Raw genomic sequence first — 16,335 nt, forward strand, 5'->3', positions numbered from 1 at the left:
CGATCAGGGCGTGCCGCGTGCAAAGCGCGGCCGTCCTTGCGCGTCGTGCCAGGGCTCGGCGCTCTTGCACCAGATTTCGTATTGCGGCGGATAAAGACCGGTTTCATCGAAGATGCCGGTCGGCACTTCGATCTCGTCGATACCGTCGAACGCCAGATAGACCGGCGAGCCGCACGTCGGGCAATGGTGCCGCTCGCCTGTCGCCGAACTTTTCCACGCAATCGTGTCGCCCGAGACGTGAAACGCGTCGCGCGGAAAAATCGCATAGACGCCGAACGGTGCGCCGTGAATGCGCCGGCACGTCATGCAGTGGCAGAGATTGACTTCCTTCGGCTCGCCCGCGACACGCACGCGCACCGCGCCGCATGCGCATCCGCCTTCGTGAATCGGCTGGGCGTTCATGCGGCGCTTCCGTTCATCGCGTGAAGTAGCCTCGGTTCTGCATGCACTCGCTGTAGGCGCGCCAGTAACGCGTCATCGGCGGCTCGGGCGGCGGCAGCGGCGGCATCTTCATGTCGCCGCCATAGATTGCGTCCGATGCGCCGGATGCGCCAGCCGCCATGGATGCCGGCATGGCCGGCATGCCGGGCATCGGGCCGGATGCGCCGGGCAGCCCGGAAGCACCCGAGACCCGTCCCGGCGGCAAGTTCGACGCCGCGATCGCCGCCGATGCACCCGATGCCGGCGCGGCAGCGGAAGCGGCGAGCGCGCCCGACGCGCCCGCTGGCAAGGGCGGCTCGAGCGGACGCGGCGGCGTGAGGACGCGCGTTTCACGCTGCGCATCGCGCGGCGGCGTTTGCGGTTCACGCGCCACGTTCACTTTCGTTGTCTGATTGGCGTAGCCGTAGCAGGCGGCGTTATCGACCGATTGCTGCCACGCGCTCTGGCTGCGTCCGGGCAAGGCGAGCGGCTGTTGCGCGAAGGCGGCGCCGCACGCCGCGAGCAAGGCGATTCCCGCGTAAGTGGAAGGTCTCATTGGCTTGCAGTTCCCCGATGCGGTTTTATTAGTCGTTGCAGGCCGCGCCGTGCGCGCATGCGCGAGCGGCGCGAGTCTGCGCCGGGCCTGTTGCCAAGGATACCGCGACCGCGAAACCGTCCACGCCAGAAGCACTGGTTTCTTCCGCCAATATTCAGACGCAACGCGGGGCGGCGCACACTCACGCTCGCCGGGGAATCCCGCGCGTCAGAACTTCATGCCGACGCCAAGCCCGATGACCCACGGATCGATCTTGAGCGAGCCGAGATCGGCGCCGCCCGCCGACGCGCTCGTTCGCATCCAGATCTTCTTCAGGTCCGCGTTGACGAAGAGATTCTTCGCGACCTGCACGTCGACGCCTGCTTGGAGTGCCGGGCCGAAGCTGCTGTGCTTGATCGACACCGGCGTGTCGCCCGCTTTCAGCTTGTCGTTGTAGAAATACGTGTAGTTCACGCCCGCGCCGACGTACGGACGCACACGGCCCGCATGATTGAAGTGGTATTGCAGCAAGAGCGTCGGCGGCAGCACGCCCACGCCGCCCAGTCCGCCGATGTTCGACGTCACCTGATGCCGCGACGTGCCGAGAATCAGCTCGACGCCGATCTCATCGCGAATCATGTAGGTGAAGTCGAGCTCCGGCACGATCGCGTTGTTCACGTCGACGCCGAGCGTGCCGAGCGCGCCGCCCGCTCTCACGTCCGGCTGGATGCTGATCGCGCGCAGGCGCACGAGCACGTCGCCGGCGTGGATGCCGCCCATCGAATCGCTGGAAGGTGCATCTCCCGCCGCGTTTGCCACGCCCGCAAACAAGGACGCGCATGCCATCACCACTGCCCCGAAGACCTTTTTCATTTCTATCTTTCCCACGTTAAAAGTGGGGATTTTCCGGGGCGGGCGCACGCGCGCCTTTGATCGCGCTCAATGCATGACGGTGGGCGCGACGCCAGCGGCGACAAGGCTTGCGCAACGACAAGCGTGCGATCGAACGCCGCAATCGGCGGGTCCGCACTTTGCTAGAAGAAGGGAAAGGTCGGAAAGTACAAAGGGAGGCAGCAGATGAGACCCACACTCGGCACACTCGGGCGCATGACGGGGGTTCTGCTCGGCGGCACGCTGGCCGTCGTGGCGAGCGCTCAGCAGGCGCAGCAAAAACCGAACAAACTCGAATACGACAGCACGCCCGCGTATCAGGAGAAAAACGTCACGCCGCCCGCCGCGGCCGCCGCGAACGCCAGCGATGCACTGAAAACGCGGCCGGGCAAGACGTCGTCGGGCAAGGGCGCCGCGCCCGACCGGCCGAACGGACTCGGCTTCGATGCGGGCGCGAGCGGCATGAGCAAGAAGCCCTAGGCTCGGGTTACGCGTCGGCGGGCTTGCCGGGCCACGGCCATGTCGCATAGCGCGATGGCTGTTCGTCCTTCTGTTTCTCCGAGTTAGAAGCCGCATGCGCCGGGGCCGCGCTTTCGACCGTGTCCGGCAATTCCTCGCCGAACCACGGCACTTCCTTACGCCGCTCTTCCACGTAAGCGTCCCAGCCCTTCGCGTTGTCGGCGAAGAGATCGTGTCTCACAGTATTGGCCAGCAGCGGCCGATTCAGCGTTTCGTCGAGAAGCGCTTTCGGCCACACGAAGAACGCGCCCGACGCGCGGCGGATGAAATCGCGCGGCGACATCTTCGCGTCGATGAAGCCGAGCAGCGTGAAGCCTGCAAGCGCATCGTTGCCCTTCACCGCTTCGCCGATGCTCGCGTATTCGTCGGCGCATTGGCTCAGGCAAAACACCGACTCCAGCACGTCGCCGAGATGCAGCAGCAACGCGCGGCGTTCGTAGGGATCTTGCGTGGCGGTCTCTTGTTTCGTCATTCGCTGTTCCGATATGTCGAGGGTGGATTCGGCGATGCGCGCACTGCCGCACATGCCGCGTTCATCATGAATTTTAACGAACTCGGCGTGACGCGTCGGCGCGCGAGCAAGCCGGTCACTTCGTCTAGCGCGTGCGAAAGCTCAGGCGATAGTCGTTCGGCGATACACCGAGCCGCCGCGTGAAGACGAGCCGCATGCGATCCGCCGTGCCGAAACCGCAGTCGTATGCGACGGTTTTCAGCGGCGTGTCACTGCTTTCGAGCATGTTGCGGGCCGCGTCGACGCGCGCGCGTTCGACGAAGTCATGCGGCGTCATCTGCGCGAGCTGCACGAAGGCGCGCGCGAAGTTGCGCCCGCTCATGCCGGCGACGCTCGCCAGTTGCGCGACCGACAGCCGCTCGCCGATATGTTCCATCACGTACGCCTGCACTTTTGCGACCGGCGACGTTTCGTCGGCAGGTGCGCTCAGATACGGGCTGAATTGCGACTGGCCGCCGCGCCGCTGCGCGAACACGACGAGGCGCTTCGCCACCGCGAGCGCGACCTGCGCGCCGTGATCTTCGGCGACGAGCGCGAGCGCGACATCGATACCCGCCGTCACGCCCGCCGACGTGACGAGCCTGCCATCGCGCATGTAGATGCGATCCAGCTCGACGCGTGCGCGCGGAAAACGCTCCGCGAGGCGCGGTGCGTTCTGCCAGTGCGTGGTCACGTTGCGGCCGTCGAGCAGGCCCGCGTGGCCGAGCGCGAATGCGCCCGTGCAAATCGAGCCGTAGCGCTCGCAGTGCGAGGCGACACCGGCGAGCCAGGCCGTCAGCCGGGGATCGGGATCATCGACGGGAAGCGCCGGTCCGCCCGCGACGAGCGCGGTACCGTAGCGCCGGTCCGCTTCATCGAACGACAGATCCGCGACGAGCCGCGTGCCGTTCGACGCGCGCACGATGCGCTCTTCGGGACCGACGAGCGTGATTTCATACGCGCTCGATGAAGGAATGAAGCCGTTCGCTTCCGCGAATACGTCGACGGGACCGGCCACATCGAGCGCCTGCACGCCCTGGAAGATCGCGATTGCAACTGTACGCATCGAATGGAAGGTCCGTGATGAGCGCGCATGGCAGAAGACGGCGTGCACTTGGCAGGGTTCGACGCGCCGTTTCGATTGAGACGTGAAGGCGTTTTGCCGAGACTAAAGGTATCCGGCGCGCTGCGCGATTTTAGCAACGCACCGCATCCACGTCTTCGATCGACCTACATCACGGAGCCAATACTCATGAGCGAAATCATCGCAGGCATCAGGATTCCCGACAGCCAGATGGCGCGCGAAGCCACGCAACTCGTGCGCGATACCGAGCCCGATCTGCTCTATCACCATTCGCGCCGCGTGTTCCTGTTCGGCGCGCTCGCGGGCGAACGCAAGCAACTGAAATACGATGCCGAACTGCTGTATATGGGCGCGATGTTCCATGACATGGGACTCACCGATGCGTACAGCAGCGCGCACGACCGCTTCGAGGTCGATGGCGCGAACGCGGCGCGCGATTTCCTGCGTCAGCATGGCATCGGCGAATACGAGATCGAGCAGGTGTGGGACGCGATCGCGCTGCATACGACGCCCGGCATTCCGCAGCACAAGAAGCCGGTGGTCGCGCTGGTCACGGCGGGCGTCGAGATGGACGTGCTCGGTCTCGAGTACGACGAGTTCAGCGCGGATCAGCGGCGCCTCGTGGTCGCGGCGCATCCGCGCGAGGCGAACTTCAAGGAAGGCATCATCGATGCATTCGCCAAAGGCACGATCGGAAAACCCGAATCGACGTTCGGCAACGTCAAGGCCGACGTGCTCGCGTTGAAAGACCCGAACTACAGGCGGCTCAACTTCTGCAGCATCATTCTCGGTTCGGCGTGGAACGATCAGCCTCACGATCATGCGACGTGCCGCGATCCGGCGCATCGTCACGCGTAGATCATCGGCACATGCGGTACGGGCCCATGTCGACGTGAAAGTGCGTTGCGTGCAGCGCGTTGTAATCGGGGCCGAGCGTGGTCGCGAATGAACGGCACGCGCCTTCGTGAACGCGGCGCAGGAACTGTCCATCGGGCGAGGCCGTATCGTCCCAGCGCGCGAGCGTGATGCGGCGTCCGTCATCGAGCACGAATCCTGTCAGGTCGATGGCGTTCGCGCTCGCGTGCTGACTCAGCGCGGCGTCCTGCTGATGGTTCACGTTGCGGCACGCATAGCTGCCGACATGCTCGATGCGCGCGACGCGCTCGCCGTATATATCGAGCGCGGCGGGCTGAAGATACTGATGCTCGAAATAGGCGATGCCGAGCGCGAGCGGACACGTCGCGAGAAACGGCGAACTGACGCGCAGGTCTTCGGCCTGCGTGACGCGCACCACGTCCTTGAGCGCGCAACCGCCCTGTCCCGTCGCATCGGCCATCTCGCGATACACGAGACCCGAGCGCGCGAGCGCGGCGTCGCAGAGTTGCGCGTCGTGCATCGTGCGCCATAACTTGAAGCGCGTGAGCGGACCTTGCGGCGCACGCACGTCGAGCGGGGCGAAGGGGTTGTAGCGCTCGGGCAGCGTGACGCGCTTCGAGTACACCGCGTAGCCGAATGCAGCCGCGCCGACGAGCGACGCCAGCAGCAGCCACGCGACGATGCGCGCGATCACGCGTCGTCGGTTGTGTGCGCGGCGTTCACGCGCTCGGCGAGCTTCGCGTCATAGCTCGAATGCACGTGCACGCGCTTCTTCTCGGGATATGCATACGAATAGGCCTTGCGCAATGCGAGCGACGCTTCGTGGAAGCCCGAAAGAATGAGCTTCTGCTTGTTCGGATAGTTGGCGATATCGCCGGCCGCGAAAATGCCCGGCCGCGAAGATTCATAGTTCGACGTATCCACTTCGATGCGCCCGCCGCGCACATCGAGATTCCAAGTGGCGATCGGCCCGAGCTCGGAGACGAGACCGTAGAGCGCGACGATCTTGTCCACGGCGATGTCAGTCGAGCCTTCTACTTGCTTGATGCGCACGCCGCGCAGCGTGTTATCGGGCGCGTCGAGCGATTCGATCATGCCGATGACGAATGCCATCTCGCCTGCATCGACGGCGCGTTTCATCGTCGCGACCGAGTTCGCGGCCGCCGAGAAACCGTTGCGCCGATGCACGAGCGTGAGCTTCTTCGCGATGTCCTTCAACGCGAGCGCCCAGTCGAGCGCCGAATCGCCGCCGCCCGCGACGATGACTTCCTTGTCCGCGAAATCCGCCACGCGCGAGACGCTGTAGTGCACGTCCCGGCCTTCGAGCGCCGCGGCTTCGGGCAGTTGGAGCCGCTGCGGCACGAACGCGCCGTTGCCGGCTGCGATGAGGATCGCGGCGCAGTCGAACGTCATGCCGTGTTCGGTCGTCACGGTCCAGCGATGATCGTTTTCGCGTTGCGTGACGGATTGCACGCGTTGATCGAGATGGATCGGGACGTCGAAGGGGCGAATCTGCTCGAGCAGGCGATCGACGAGCTCGCGCGCGGTGCATGAAGGGATCGCGGGGATGTCGTAGATGGGCTTGTCGGGATAAAGCTCGATGCATTGCCCGCCGATGCGGCCGAGCGTGTCGACGATCTGGCATGTGAGCCCGATTACGTTTGCCTCGAAGGCGGCGAATAAGCCTACGGGGCCGGCGCCTATGATCAACACGTCGGTTTTGGTTGCTTCGCTTTGGGGTTTCATTTTCTGCTCGCTTCCTGTGGCTGCTGCATTCTTCAGGTCACGATACAGAAAGCGTTTCTTTGGGGCAATGAAGTCCCTGTTTGCTTAGCGGCGATTTTTTTCGTGGAATCATGTTTTCGGCGGTTTATTTGCTCTGCCCTGTGCAGGGCACCCCGGCCCGGGTAGGAGCAGTGCTAATAGACCGACGTGAAATCAGGATTCCATAGAAGCAACAACAACCAACACGAAAAGCTCACTTCACATTCGCATTCAACTCCCTCGCGTAATACATCGCCGCCGCATCGATCTCCTCCGGCGTCATGTTGCGCGCGACATTGCGCATGACCCCATCGATATCATTCGTCCTCGTACCGTTGGCAAACGCGACCAACTGCGACTTCGTATAAGCCGCCGGCAAGCCATCGAGCCACGGACTCCCCGCCTTGCTATCGATCCCACCATGACACGCCGCGCAAGGCGCGATATTACGCATCGGCGAACCATGCGCGACGATTCCCGGCGCGAGCGCATCGCTTACCTTGCGCTGCGCCGGCGGCCGCGGCAGATTCGCGTAGTACGCCGCTAGATCGCGCATATCCTGATCGCTCAGGTTCATCGCCATCGGCGACATCACCGCATTGGTCCGCGCGCCCTTCTGAAAATCGATCAGCTGCTTATAAATCACCGACGCATACTGCCCCGCCAGATTAGGCGAATTCGCGTCGCTCATGCCGCGTTCGCCGTGGCACATCGTGCAGCGCAAGGCGAGCGTCGCGCCGCGTCCGATCGAACTCGCGCTCACGTTGACGAGCAACTGCGGCGTGACCTCGACGCTCGTGAGCTTCACCTTCGGCTCGACCGCCGCACCGCCCGCGTACCAGTCGCGCGGCACGCCCGCCGCGCTGCAGATCGCATTCCAGATGCCGGTGAACGGCGCGTCGCGCTGCACGGAAGGCAGCCATACGAAGCCGATCAGCGCCGACACCACCGCGATGCCGATCGTCCCCAACACGCTGACGGCAAACCAGCGGTTGCGGAATGTGAAGAGGCGTTCGTCGCTCATCGCTGCGCTCCGATCGGCACCGCGGGCACCGACGTGTCCGAACGCGCGAGCAACTGCGCGATCGGATAGCCGTAGTTCACGAGCGTCAGCCCGATCATCAGCACGAGCCAGAGCGCGAAACCGTTCAACGCCACGGGAATCGTGCGCGGCTCATGCACGGCGCGGCTGAAGCGGAACTCCTCGATCGCCGTGCGCGGCGCGCGATGCGCCTTGATCAGCACGATGAAAAACAGCACCGCCGACACGACCAGTATCAGCCCGCCCAACACCGAGATCGCCACATAGACCGCTTGCGCGGCGATCGCCGGATCGCTGTAGTCGTAGAACGCCATGCGCCGCGGCATCCCGAGTATGCCCACGAAATGCCACGGGAACGTCAGCACGATCATGCCGATGAACCACAGCCACAACTGCCAGCGCATCAGCTTCACGCTCTGCAGCGCGCGGCCGGTCAGATGCGGCCACAGATCGTAGGCGATCACGAAATACATGATCACGATCGCGCCGCCGAAGATCAGATGAAAGTGTCCCGTCACCCATTGCGTGTTGTGGACCGTCGAGTCGAGCTGATAGCTCATGTTGATGAGCCCGCCCGCGCCGCCGAAACCGAGCATCACGAAGGAGAACGCGACGGCCAGCATCATCGGGTTATCCCAGGGCAACGCCCTGATCCAGCCGAGCGGCCCGCGTCCGCCGCGCAGCCGCGCCGCGATTTCCACCGACGCGCAGATCGTGAACACGGTGAGCAGCGTCGGCACGGCGACGAGCGCGGTGAACACCGAGTGCATGAACTTGAAGCCCGAGCCCACTTGCGGATCGGCGAAAAGATGGTGAATGCCGATAGGCATCGACACGACGAGAAACAGGATGAACGAGATGCGCGCCATCGAATCGCTGTAGAGACGCCCGCCGATCGCGCGCGGAATGATCGTGTAGTACGCGATGTACGCGGGCATCAGCCAGAAGTAGACGATCGCGTGCAGCGTCCACGAGAAGAACACGCGCGCCAAACCCGCGTCGATGGTCGACTTCCAGCCGATCGCGACGGGCAGAATCATGAACAGCACTTCGATCGCCGCGCCCACCGCCGTCCAGCCCCACAGATACGCGCCGGCCACGGTCGCGAACATCGCGAGCGGCACCGGCTTGCCACGGTTTTCGCGCTTCCACGACGCAAGGTTCACCGACATCAGCGCGACCCACACCCACGAGCCGACCACCACGAACACGACGCCGACGTAATAGAACACGTTGCCGATCATCGGCGGATAGAAGGTGTAGAGCACGGAGGCCAGGCCCATCGCGACGGGCACCGTCGCCGTGACCGAGCCAATCGCGACCAGCCAGAAGCCGAGCCACGCCCAGCGCAGGCCGACGAGCGGGCGCTTCAGCGCGAGTTCGCTGACCGCGTAGCCGAAGCCCATCGCGACGAGCGTCGGGAACGCATAGCCCATCACGGTGCCGTGCTCCGTCACCGAGCGATAGTAAAGCTCCGGATTCTGCAGCCACGGATGCAGCGGGCTGCGCACGAGCATCTGCCATGCACCGAGCAGCAGCGCGACGCCGAAGGCAATGAAAGCCAGCCAGAAATGCGCGAGTACGAGGCGCTTGCTATTGAACACAGGACACTCTCCGCGAATTGGCCGGCATCTTGTCGGCCATCTGCATGAATTCGGCGCGATCCACCACCTTCACATGCGCCCACATGTTCTGATGCCCGGTGCCGCAATACTCGTGGCAAGGCATCAGATGCTCGCCGGGCTTCTCGAACGTCGTCTTGAACGTCGACACATAGCCCGGCTCGAGCATCGAATTAATGTTCGTGTCGGTGATCAGAAAGCCATGCACGACATCCGAGCTCGTCGCGCGAAAAGTCACCGGCACGCCCGCCGGCACGACGAGGCATTGCGGCGTGAACGAATACTGCTGCGCGACGATGCGCACCGTCACCGAGCCGTCCGCCTCGGGCGCCGTGCCGAGATTGCTTTCGACGAACTCACCCGATACGTGCAGCGTTTCCGGGCGAATCGTCTCGACGCGCGACGGCGGCATCATCGCCCAGTGCACGCCGGTGTAGACGACCATGCCGACCAGCACGACGACGATCGCGAGAACGAGGATCGCCCAGCGCCGTTCGACCCGTTCGGCGACGTCGTGCGAGCTTGGATTGATGGCCATATGCGATGCCTTAATGAAGCTTGCGAATCGTTGAAGTCACTGAATCACGCCGCGCGGCAGGAACACCGCGAAGTAGAAGATGAACCACATGCCGATCACGATCGCGGTCGAGATGCCCGCGAGCGCAATCGCCCCCGACGGGCCGCTCTTCACGATCTCGTCGAGCTTCGCGTCCTGCTTCGCGAGTTCATTCGGGTCTTCGTTCATGGTGTCGTCGATGCTCAATAAAGGGGCGCCGAACGCAGCTCGTTCACTTCCTTCACGCTGACCGGCGCGCCGTGGTTGCCCCACGCGGTGCGGATATACGTGACCACCGCCGCGACCTCGACATCCGAGAGCGACTGCGCGAACGGCGGCATGCCGTAGGGCTTCGGATTCTTGAAGGTGCCGGGCGGATAGCCGCCGTTCAGCACCATGCGGATCGGGTTCACGGCCGAGCTCATCACGATCGACTGATTGTTCGCGAGCGGCGGAAAATCGGGCGGTTTGCCCTGGCCCTGCGCGGCATGGCATTCGGCGCATTGCGCGTCGTAGATCTTCTTGCCGAGCGGCGAGAGGCTCGTCTTTTCTTCGACGACCGCCTGAGTCGGCGGCGCGGATTTGTCGCCGGAACGCGCGGGCAGCGCCTTCAGATAGACGGCCATCGCGCGCACGTCTTCCTCGGACAGATATTGCAGGCTGTCGTAGACGACTTCGGCCATCGGCCCGTAGACCGCGCCGCGATTGGATACGCCCGCATGCAGAAGACCGACGATGTCGTCGAGGCTCCAGTCGCCCAAACCCGCTTCCTTGTTCGACGTGAGCGAAGGCGCGTACCAGTTCTGAATCGGGATCAGGCCGCCTTCGAACGCCTTCGACTTCACGTTGCCGCCGAGCGCGTTGATGGCCGTGTGGCACATCGAGCAGTGTCCGAGCCCTTCCACCAGATACGCGCCGCGATTCCATTCGACCGATTGCGACGCATCCGGCTGATACACGCCTTCCCGAAAGAACAGCGAACGCCACCCGAGCAGCAGCTCACGATGATTGAACGGGAAACGCAACTCGTGCGCACGGTTCGGCTGATGCACCGGCGGCGTGGACATCAGGAATGCATAGATCGCATCGGAGTCGGCGCGCGTGACCTTCGTGTATGAGGTGTACGGCATCGCGGGATAGAGCAGCGAGCCGTCCCGCGACTTGCCCGTGTGCATCATCGTGAAGAACTCATCGGCAGTCCATTTGCCGATGCCCGTGTCCTTGTCCGACGAGATATTGGGCGTGTAGAGCGTGCCGAAAGGCGTGTCCATCGGGCGGCCGCCGCCGAACGTCTTGCCCGCGGGCAGCGTGTGACACGCGATGCAATCGCCCGCGCGCGCGAGGTATTCGCCGCGCTTGACGGTGGCGGCGTCCGCGTTTTGCGCCACGGCGTGTTCGATCGGCGCGGCGCACGCCGCCATGAAGACCGCGACGGTCAGCGCTCGGAAGTGTCGAAAACGGAGCACGTCGGGTCCTCGGTTAGTTATGGACGCTGCCGCAGGCGAGCGGCATCTTGAGCGAACCGGCGGCGACCGGAACGGGGTCGGCCGGCGCGGGCAGCGACGCGAGATAGGCCGCGATCGCGGTGATGTCGCGGTCGTTCAACAGCTTCGCGACCTGCCCCATGCAATCCGGCGCGACGGTCGAGCGCGTGCCGTAGCGCCACGCGCCGAGTTGCGCGCTGAGGTAGTCGGCGTGCAGGCCGAGGAGGCCGGGAATCGCGGGCTCCATGCCCGTCATCGATGCGCCGTGGCAACTCACGCAGGCGGGCACGTTGCGCGATGCATCGCCCCTCGTGACGAGCGTCTTGCCGAAATCGAGCGTCTTCGTGTCGACTCTGACGGCCGCGGGCGGCGCGAACGGCGGGCGCTCGCCCGCGAAGTAATCGGCGATCTGCTTCAGATACGCGTCGGGCAGATACGCGAGCAGGTAGTTCATCGGCGGATACTTGCGCCGGCCGTCGCGGAACGCGAGAAGCTGGTTGTACAGATAGCCGGCGGGCTTGCCGGACAGGCGGGGGAAATAGTCGTTGTCGGTGCCCTCGCCGTGCGCGCCGTGACACGCCGCACAGCCCATCACGCGGGCCTGCATCGTATCGGGGGCGCGCTCGAGCGCCGCGCCTGGCGCGGCGACGGCCTTCGAAGCGTCCGCCGCGAGCGCGCCGAAGCTGAAAAACGCGAAAAGCGCGGACAAAAAGAAAGCGCAGAGCTTTGCCACGTTTCGCACGTAACCCCCGTTGTCGATTTGCCGTGTTCGATTTGCCGGCGCTTGAGGCATGCGTCCGACGCGGTTCTTCAAGGCGCTGCGATGTTCTTGGCGCCGATGGGTTGCGCTTGGCTTTTCTGATCTTAGAAGAGACCGACCGTTTTTCCCAGCTTGGAGATTGTCTCAATGCAACACGTCGATGCACATGACACAACGCATCGTTCTTTGCGCTCGAACAACGAACCGCATATTTTTGAGATTGTTACTTGCTTCGAGCCATCCGCTTGTGGCTGGCGCAGAGTGGGTTTGAACGATCGAGAGGATTATTTCAAGATAAGTGATGAATCTCACTTGAGGCCGAGACGCCTCGCGAGCCGATTGAGATTCGCGCGATCCAGACCGAGTTCACGCGCCGCCGACGCCCAGTTCTGGTTGTGCCGCTTGAGCGCGTCGAGGACGAGCGTGCGCTCGTAGGCCGTCACCGCGTCGCGGAAGTCCGTGCCCGGCGCGGGCAACGGTGACGCCTGTGCCGGCGGCGTGCTATCGGCGGCTGTTGCGCCATTGCCGTTGAGCGCCAAGTCGGCGGCGGTGAGCGTGAGGATGCGCGGACGTTCCCGATGCGCCGCCAGCGCCTTCAACGCGCTGCGCCCGATCAGATGCTCCAGCTCGCGCACGTTGCCGGGCCAGCGATAGGCGAGCAGCGCGGCCTGCGCATCGGCGGAAAGGCGCAGGCTCAAGAGGCCGAGGCGCGAGCGGTTCTCTTCGAGAAAGTAGCCGGCGAGCAGCAATACGTCGCGGCCGCGCTCGCGCAGCGGCGGCACCACGAGCGGATAAACCGACAACCGATGATAGAAATCCGCCCGAAAGCGCCCTTCGCGCACCTCCTCGGCGAGATCGCGATTGGTCGCGGCAATGAGCCGCACATCGACCTTGTGCTCGTTGTCCGAACCGATACGCTGCAACTGCCCGTTCTGCAGCACGCGCAGCAGTTTCGCCTGAACGGGCAGCGGCAGTTCGCCCACTTCGTCGAGAAAAAGCGTGCCGCCGTCGGCGAGTTCGAACTTGCCGCGCCGGTCCGACGACGCCCCCGAAAAAGCGCCGCGCACGTGCCCGAAGAGCTCGCTCTCGACGAGCGTATCCGGCAGCGCCGCGCAATTCAGGCTGACGAGCGGCTTGTCGGCGCGCGGCGACAGCGCGTGGATCTCGCTCGCGACGAGCTCCTTGCCGACCCCCGTCTCGCCGGTGACCAACACGGTCAGTTCGCTCGACGCGACGATCGCGATTTCCTCCAGCAAGCGGTTATGCGGCCCGCTGCTGCCGATCATTTCTCGCCGGCGCGGCCCGCTCGCCTGCCGATACACCTCCGCGCGCTGACGCTCGGCCTCGCCTCGTCTCGCGAGCGTATCGATGCGCTCGGCCACGCTCACGGTCGCCGCCGCGAGGCTGAGAAACGCCTGTAGCGAGGCCATGTCGATGCCGTCGAAGCGCGCCGGATCGAGCGCGTCGAGCGTGAGCAAACCCCACGCGCGCCCGTTGATGAAGAGCGGGCAACCGAGGCAGTCGTGCACTTCGAGATGGCCGCTCACGCCTTTGACGAGGCCATCGTAGGGATCGGGCAGATCGGAACTTGCGGCGAAGCGCGTCGGCGATTCACGCGCGAGGATGCGCGCGAATCGCGGATGCTCGCTGACGCGAAAACGCCGGCCGAGCGTATCGCTCGACAGACCGTCGATGGCGAGCGGCACGAGCGTGTCGCCGTCGAGCCGCAAGAGCGCGGTGGCGTCGCCGGGAAAGAGCGCGCGCAGGGTGTGCAGCAGGCGACGGTAGCGCTCCGTCTCGGGCATCTCGCTCGACAAGTCCTCGATCAGCGGCACGAGTGCGTCAAGCAACACACGAGAAGTCATTGCGACTACATCCGTAGTCCTTTGGACTAGAGTCGAATCGACCATTAATTTCTACAAAGGTTTGATTTGTCTACGATTCTACTCTGGCACGGTTCCTGTATGAAAGTCAGCCGAAGGATTCGACGCGGAAGCGCCCGCTTCCGACTTTCACACAGGAGGAACCGAAGAATGCTGTCAGCCGAACACCGTGCCATCGTCAAGGCAACCGTCCCACTTCTTGAAAGCGGCGGCGAGGCGCTCACCAGGCACTTCTACAACAAGATGCTCACCGAGTACCCCGAAGTTCGCCCGATGTTCAATCAGGCGCATCAGGCAAGCGGCGCGCAACAGCGCGCGCTCGCCAACGGCGTGCTGATGTACGCACGTCATATCGACGAACTGGAGAAGCTGGGCGGCCTCGTCGGCCAGATCATCAACAAGCACGTCGCGCTGAACATCCTGCCGGAGCATTATCCGATCGTCGGAAAGTGCCTGCTCGCGTCGATTCGCGAAGTGCTCGGCGAGGACATCGCCACCGACGCCGTCATCGAGGCATGGGCCGCCGCGTACGGGCAACTCGCCGATCTGCTGATCGGGCTCGAAGAAGGCATCTACAGCGAGCGCGAAAACGCGCCGGGCGGATGGCGCGGCACGCGACGCTTCGTCGTCGCCCGCAGGGAACAGGAAAGCGAGGAGATCACGTCGTTCTATCTCGTGCCCGAGGATGGCGGCGCGCTGCTCGACTTCCATCCGGGTCAGTACATCGGACTGCGTCTGGTTATCGACGGCGAGGAACTGCGCCGTAACTACTCGCTCTCGGCCGCACCCAACGGCCGCGACTATCGCATCAGCGTGAAGCGCGAGGCGAACGGCAAGGTGTCGAACTTCCTGCATGCGAACGTGCGCGAGAACGACGTGCTCGAGCTATATCCGCCCGCAGGCGACTTCAGGCTCGAACGAAGCGAGAAGCCGCTCGTGCTGATCAGCGGCGGTGTCGGCATCACGCCGACGCTCGCGATGCTGCAAGCCGCGCTCGAAACGCAGCGCCCGGTGCACTTCATACACTCGGCGCGGCACGGCGGCGTTCATGCGTTCCGCGCGGCCGTCGAAGAACTGGCGGCGCGTCATCCGCAGTTGAAGCGCTTCTACTGCTACGAGCACGAGCGCGACGGCGATCATGAAGCGCACGGCATCGGTTTCGTCGACGAAAAGCTGCTCGACGCGTGGCTGCCGAAGAACCGCGATGTCGATGCGTACTTTCTCGGCCCGAAGGCATTCATGAAGGCGATCAAGAAGCATCTGAAGGTGCTCGGCGTGCCCGAGGCGCAGAGCCGTTACGAGTTCTTCGGCCCTGCCGCGGCGCTCGACTGATTCCTTGCCTGAGCTTGCTTCCATCGACCCGCGGCGCATTGTCCGCGGGTTATTTCGCGCCCTCGCATCAACTGAAAAGCAGGCGTGTAGTGGTCACCTGAAATTCCATAAAACCGGTCATTTCAAAAAGCCACCGTGCAGCCTAATCTTCTCTTGCCGCGCCGCTCCCGGCGCACTTTCTGAACCAAGCAAAGAGGATATGTCATGGAACCCCGTCTCGACTTCTACAAGGCCAGCCCCGCCGCGATCAAGGCGCTCGTCGGAGTCGAAGAGCGCATCGCCAAGTCGGCGCTCAAAAAATCGCTGACCGAACTGGTGCGCCTGCGCGCATCGCAGATCAACGGCTGCGCGTTCTGCGTCGACATGCACACGACCGATGCGCGCAAGGGCGGCGAAACGGACCGGCGTCTCGCGACGGTGGTCGTGTGGCGCGAGACGCCCTTCTTCACCGACCGCGAACGCGCCGCGCTCGCGTGGACCGAAGCGCTGACGCTGGTCTCGCACGACCACGTGCCCGACAGCGTGTGGGAAGCCGTGAAGCCGCATTTCAGCGACGAGGAAATCGTCGACCTGACGCTGCTCATTTCCGCGATCAACAGCTGGAACCGCTTCGCCATCGCGTTCCGCAAGACGCCCGCGTGAGGACATCGACATGAGCATGCGCAAGTCTCTTTTGCTGGCAGCAGCGCTGATGTTCGGCGCGGCGCATGCCGGCGCGCACGACACGACGGGCGCGGAGGTCGTCGCGCCGGTGATGAAGCAGGCAATTCCCGAGGCCGCCGGCAAGAACGTGCTGATGGCGACCGTCTCCTACAAGCCGGGACAGGCGTCGGAGCCGCATATGCATCCGGGGTCGATCTTCGCTTACGTGCTCGAAGGTCACGTGACATCGCAACTCGAAGGCTCCGCCGCGAAGACGTACGGTCCTGGCGAATCGTGGTACGAGCCGCCGGGCGCGCATCACATCGTGTCGAAGAATGCGAGCGCGACGAAGCCTGCGAAGCTCCTCGTGTTCGCGATCGTCGGCGAAAACGATCCGGTCAAGCAGCCGATTGCGCACTGACCGGGTGACGACAT

19 protein-coding genes are annotated in these 16,335 nt (G+C 64.2%); 5 read left to right on the top strand and 14 right to left on the bottom strand.

Features of this window, described 5'->3' with window-relative positions; genetic code table 11:
* Nucleotides 1-3: 3 nt before the first annotated feature.
* The 3 genes from NCS28_RS18495 to NCS28_RS18505 form a co-directional block, all read right to left on the bottom strand.
* Complete coding sequence (locus NCS28_RS18495) at nt 4-402, bottom strand: GFA family protein (RefSeq protein ID WP_250515214.1); 399 nt, start codon at nt 400-402, stop codon at nt 4-6.
* Between the two features lie 13 nt (nt 403-415).
* The gene (locus tag NCS28_RS18500; protein WP_250515215.1) at nt 416-976 is read right to left on the bottom strand and encodes a hypothetical protein; all 561 of its coding nucleotides are present in this window, start codon (nt 974-976) and stop codon (nt 416-418) included.
* Nucleotides 977-1,183: 207 nt separating this feature from the next.
* Nucleotides 1,184-1,801: an OmpW/AlkL family protein gene (locus NCS28_RS18505; RefSeq protein ID WP_250515534.1), complete on the bottom strand. Its 618-nt coding sequence runs from the start codon at nt 1,799-1,801 to the stop codon at nt 1,184-1,186.
* A gap of 231 nt (nt 1,802-2,032) precedes the next feature.
* On the opposite strand from NCS28_RS18505, the gene NCS28_RS18510 reads away from it, so the two are divergent.
* Entirely contained in the window at nt 2,033-2,326 is a 294-nt protein-coding gene (locus NCS28_RS18510; RefSeq protein ID WP_250515216.1) for a hypothetical protein, read from the top strand.
* A gap of 7 nt (nt 2,327-2,333) precedes the next feature.
* On the opposite strand, the gene NCS28_RS18515 is transcribed toward NCS28_RS18510, so the two are convergent.
* Nucleotides 2,334-2,837: a hypothetical protein gene (locus NCS28_RS18515; RefSeq protein ID WP_250515217.1), complete on the bottom strand. Its 504-nt coding sequence runs from the start codon at nt 2,835-2,837 to the stop codon at nt 2,334-2,336.
* Between the two features lie 124 nt (nt 2,838-2,961).
* On the bottom strand, nt 2,962-3,921 hold the full coding sequence (locus NCS28_RS18520; RefSeq protein ID WP_250515218.1) for a GlxA family transcriptional regulator: 960 nt from the start codon (nt 3,919-3,921) through the stop codon (nt 2,962-2,964).
* 186 nt (nt 3,922-4,107) lie between these two features.
* Between NCS28_RS18520 and NCS28_RS18525 the strand changes: the two genes are divergently transcribed.
* On the top strand, nt 4,108-4,797 hold the full coding sequence (locus tag NCS28_RS18525; RefSeq protein ID WP_250515219.1) for an HD domain-containing protein: 690 nt from the start codon (nt 4,108-4,110) through the stop codon (nt 4,795-4,797).
* A 1-nt stretch (nt 4,798) separates the two neighbouring features.
* Here the strand turns inward: NCS28_RS18525 and NCS28_RS18530 are convergent, their stop codons facing one another.
* The 9 genes from NCS28_RS18530 to norR form a co-directional block, all read right to left on the bottom strand.
* On the bottom strand, nt 4,799-5,509 hold the full coding sequence (locus tag NCS28_RS18530) for an extensin-like domain-containing protein (RefSeq protein ID WP_250515220.1): 711 nt from the start codon (nt 5,507-5,509) through the stop codon (nt 4,799-4,801).
* Complete coding sequence (locus NCS28_RS18535) at nt 5,506-6,561, bottom strand: NAD(P)/FAD-dependent oxidoreductase (RefSeq protein ID WP_250515221.1); 1,056 nt, start codon at nt 6,559-6,561, stop codon at nt 5,506-5,508. Before NCS28_RS18535 ends, NCS28_RS18530 begins: the two co-directional genes overlap by 4 nt.
* Nucleotides 6,562-6,793: 232 nt before the next feature.
* Nucleotides 6,794-7,603: a c-type cytochrome gene (locus NCS28_RS18540; protein ID WP_250515222.1), complete on the bottom strand. Its 810-nt coding sequence runs from the start codon at nt 7,601-7,603 to the stop codon at nt 6,794-6,796.
* Entirely contained in the window at nt 7,600-9,225 is a 1,626-nt protein-coding gene (locus NCS28_RS18545) for a b(o/a)3-type cytochrome-c oxidase subunit 1 (RefSeq protein ID WP_250515223.1), read from the bottom strand. The genes NCS28_RS18540 and NCS28_RS18545 overlap by 4 nt, the downstream gene beginning before the upstream one ends.
* Nucleotides 9,215-9,781, bottom strand: a complete 567-nt coding sequence (locus NCS28_RS18550) for a cupredoxin domain-containing protein (protein ID WP_250515224.1) — start codon at nt 9,779-9,781, stop codon at nt 9,215-9,217. Before NCS28_RS18550 ends, NCS28_RS18545 begins: the two co-directional genes overlap by 11 nt.
* A 36-nt stretch (nt 9,782-9,817) precedes the next feature.
* A complete protein-coding gene (locus NCS28_RS18555) occupies nt 9,818-9,988 on the bottom strand; it encodes a hypothetical protein (protein ID WP_250515225.1) in 171 nt (56 codons plus the stop codon).
* Nucleotides 9,989-10,002: 14 nt separating this feature from the next.
* The gene (locus NCS28_RS18560; RefSeq protein WP_250515535.1) at nt 10,003-11,220 is read right to left on the bottom strand and encodes a c-type cytochrome; all 1,218 of its coding nucleotides are present in this window, start codon (nt 11,218-11,220) and stop codon (nt 10,003-10,005) included.
* A 58-nt stretch (nt 11,221-11,278) separates the two neighbouring features.
* A complete protein-coding gene (locus NCS28_RS18565) occupies nt 11,279-12,016 on the bottom strand; it encodes a c-type cytochrome (RefSeq protein WP_502801209.1) in 738 nt (245 codons plus the stop codon).
* Between the two features lie 335 nt (nt 12,017-12,351).
* Nucleotides 12,352-13,953: a nitric oxide reductase transcriptional regulator NorR gene (gene norR, locus NCS28_RS18570; protein ID WP_250515226.1), complete on the bottom strand. Its 1,602-nt coding sequence runs from the start codon at nt 13,951-13,953 to the stop codon at nt 12,352-12,354.
* A 123-nt stretch (nt 13,954-14,076) separates the two neighbouring features.
* Between norR and hmpA the strand changes: the two genes are divergently transcribed.
* The 3 genes from hmpA to NCS28_RS18585 all read left to right on the top strand — a co-directional run bounded on the left by hmpA (nt 14,077) and on the right by NCS28_RS18585 (nt 16,321).
* Entirely contained in the window at nt 14,077-15,258 is a 1,182-nt protein-coding gene (hmpA, locus tag NCS28_RS18575) for an NO-inducible flavohemoprotein (protein ID WP_250515227.1), read from the top strand.
* Nucleotides 15,259-15,462: 204 nt separating this feature from the next.
* Nucleotides 15,463-15,900: a carboxymuconolactone decarboxylase family protein gene (locus NCS28_RS18580; RefSeq protein WP_250515228.1), complete on the top strand. Its 438-nt coding sequence runs from the start codon at nt 15,463-15,465 to the stop codon at nt 15,898-15,900.
* Between the two features lie 10 nt (nt 15,901-15,910).
* The gene (locus tag NCS28_RS18585; RefSeq protein ID WP_250515229.1) at nt 15,911-16,321 is read left to right on the top strand and encodes a cupin domain-containing protein; all 411 of its coding nucleotides are present in this window, start codon (nt 15,911-15,913) and stop codon (nt 16,319-16,321) included.
* Nucleotides 16,322-16,335 lie beyond the last annotated feature (14 nt).

Origin of the sequence: Caballeronia sp. INDeC2, from assembly GCF_023631325.1 — a bacterium.
GTDB lineage: Bacteria > Pseudomonadota > Gammaproteobacteria > Burkholderiales > Burkholderiaceae > Caballeronia.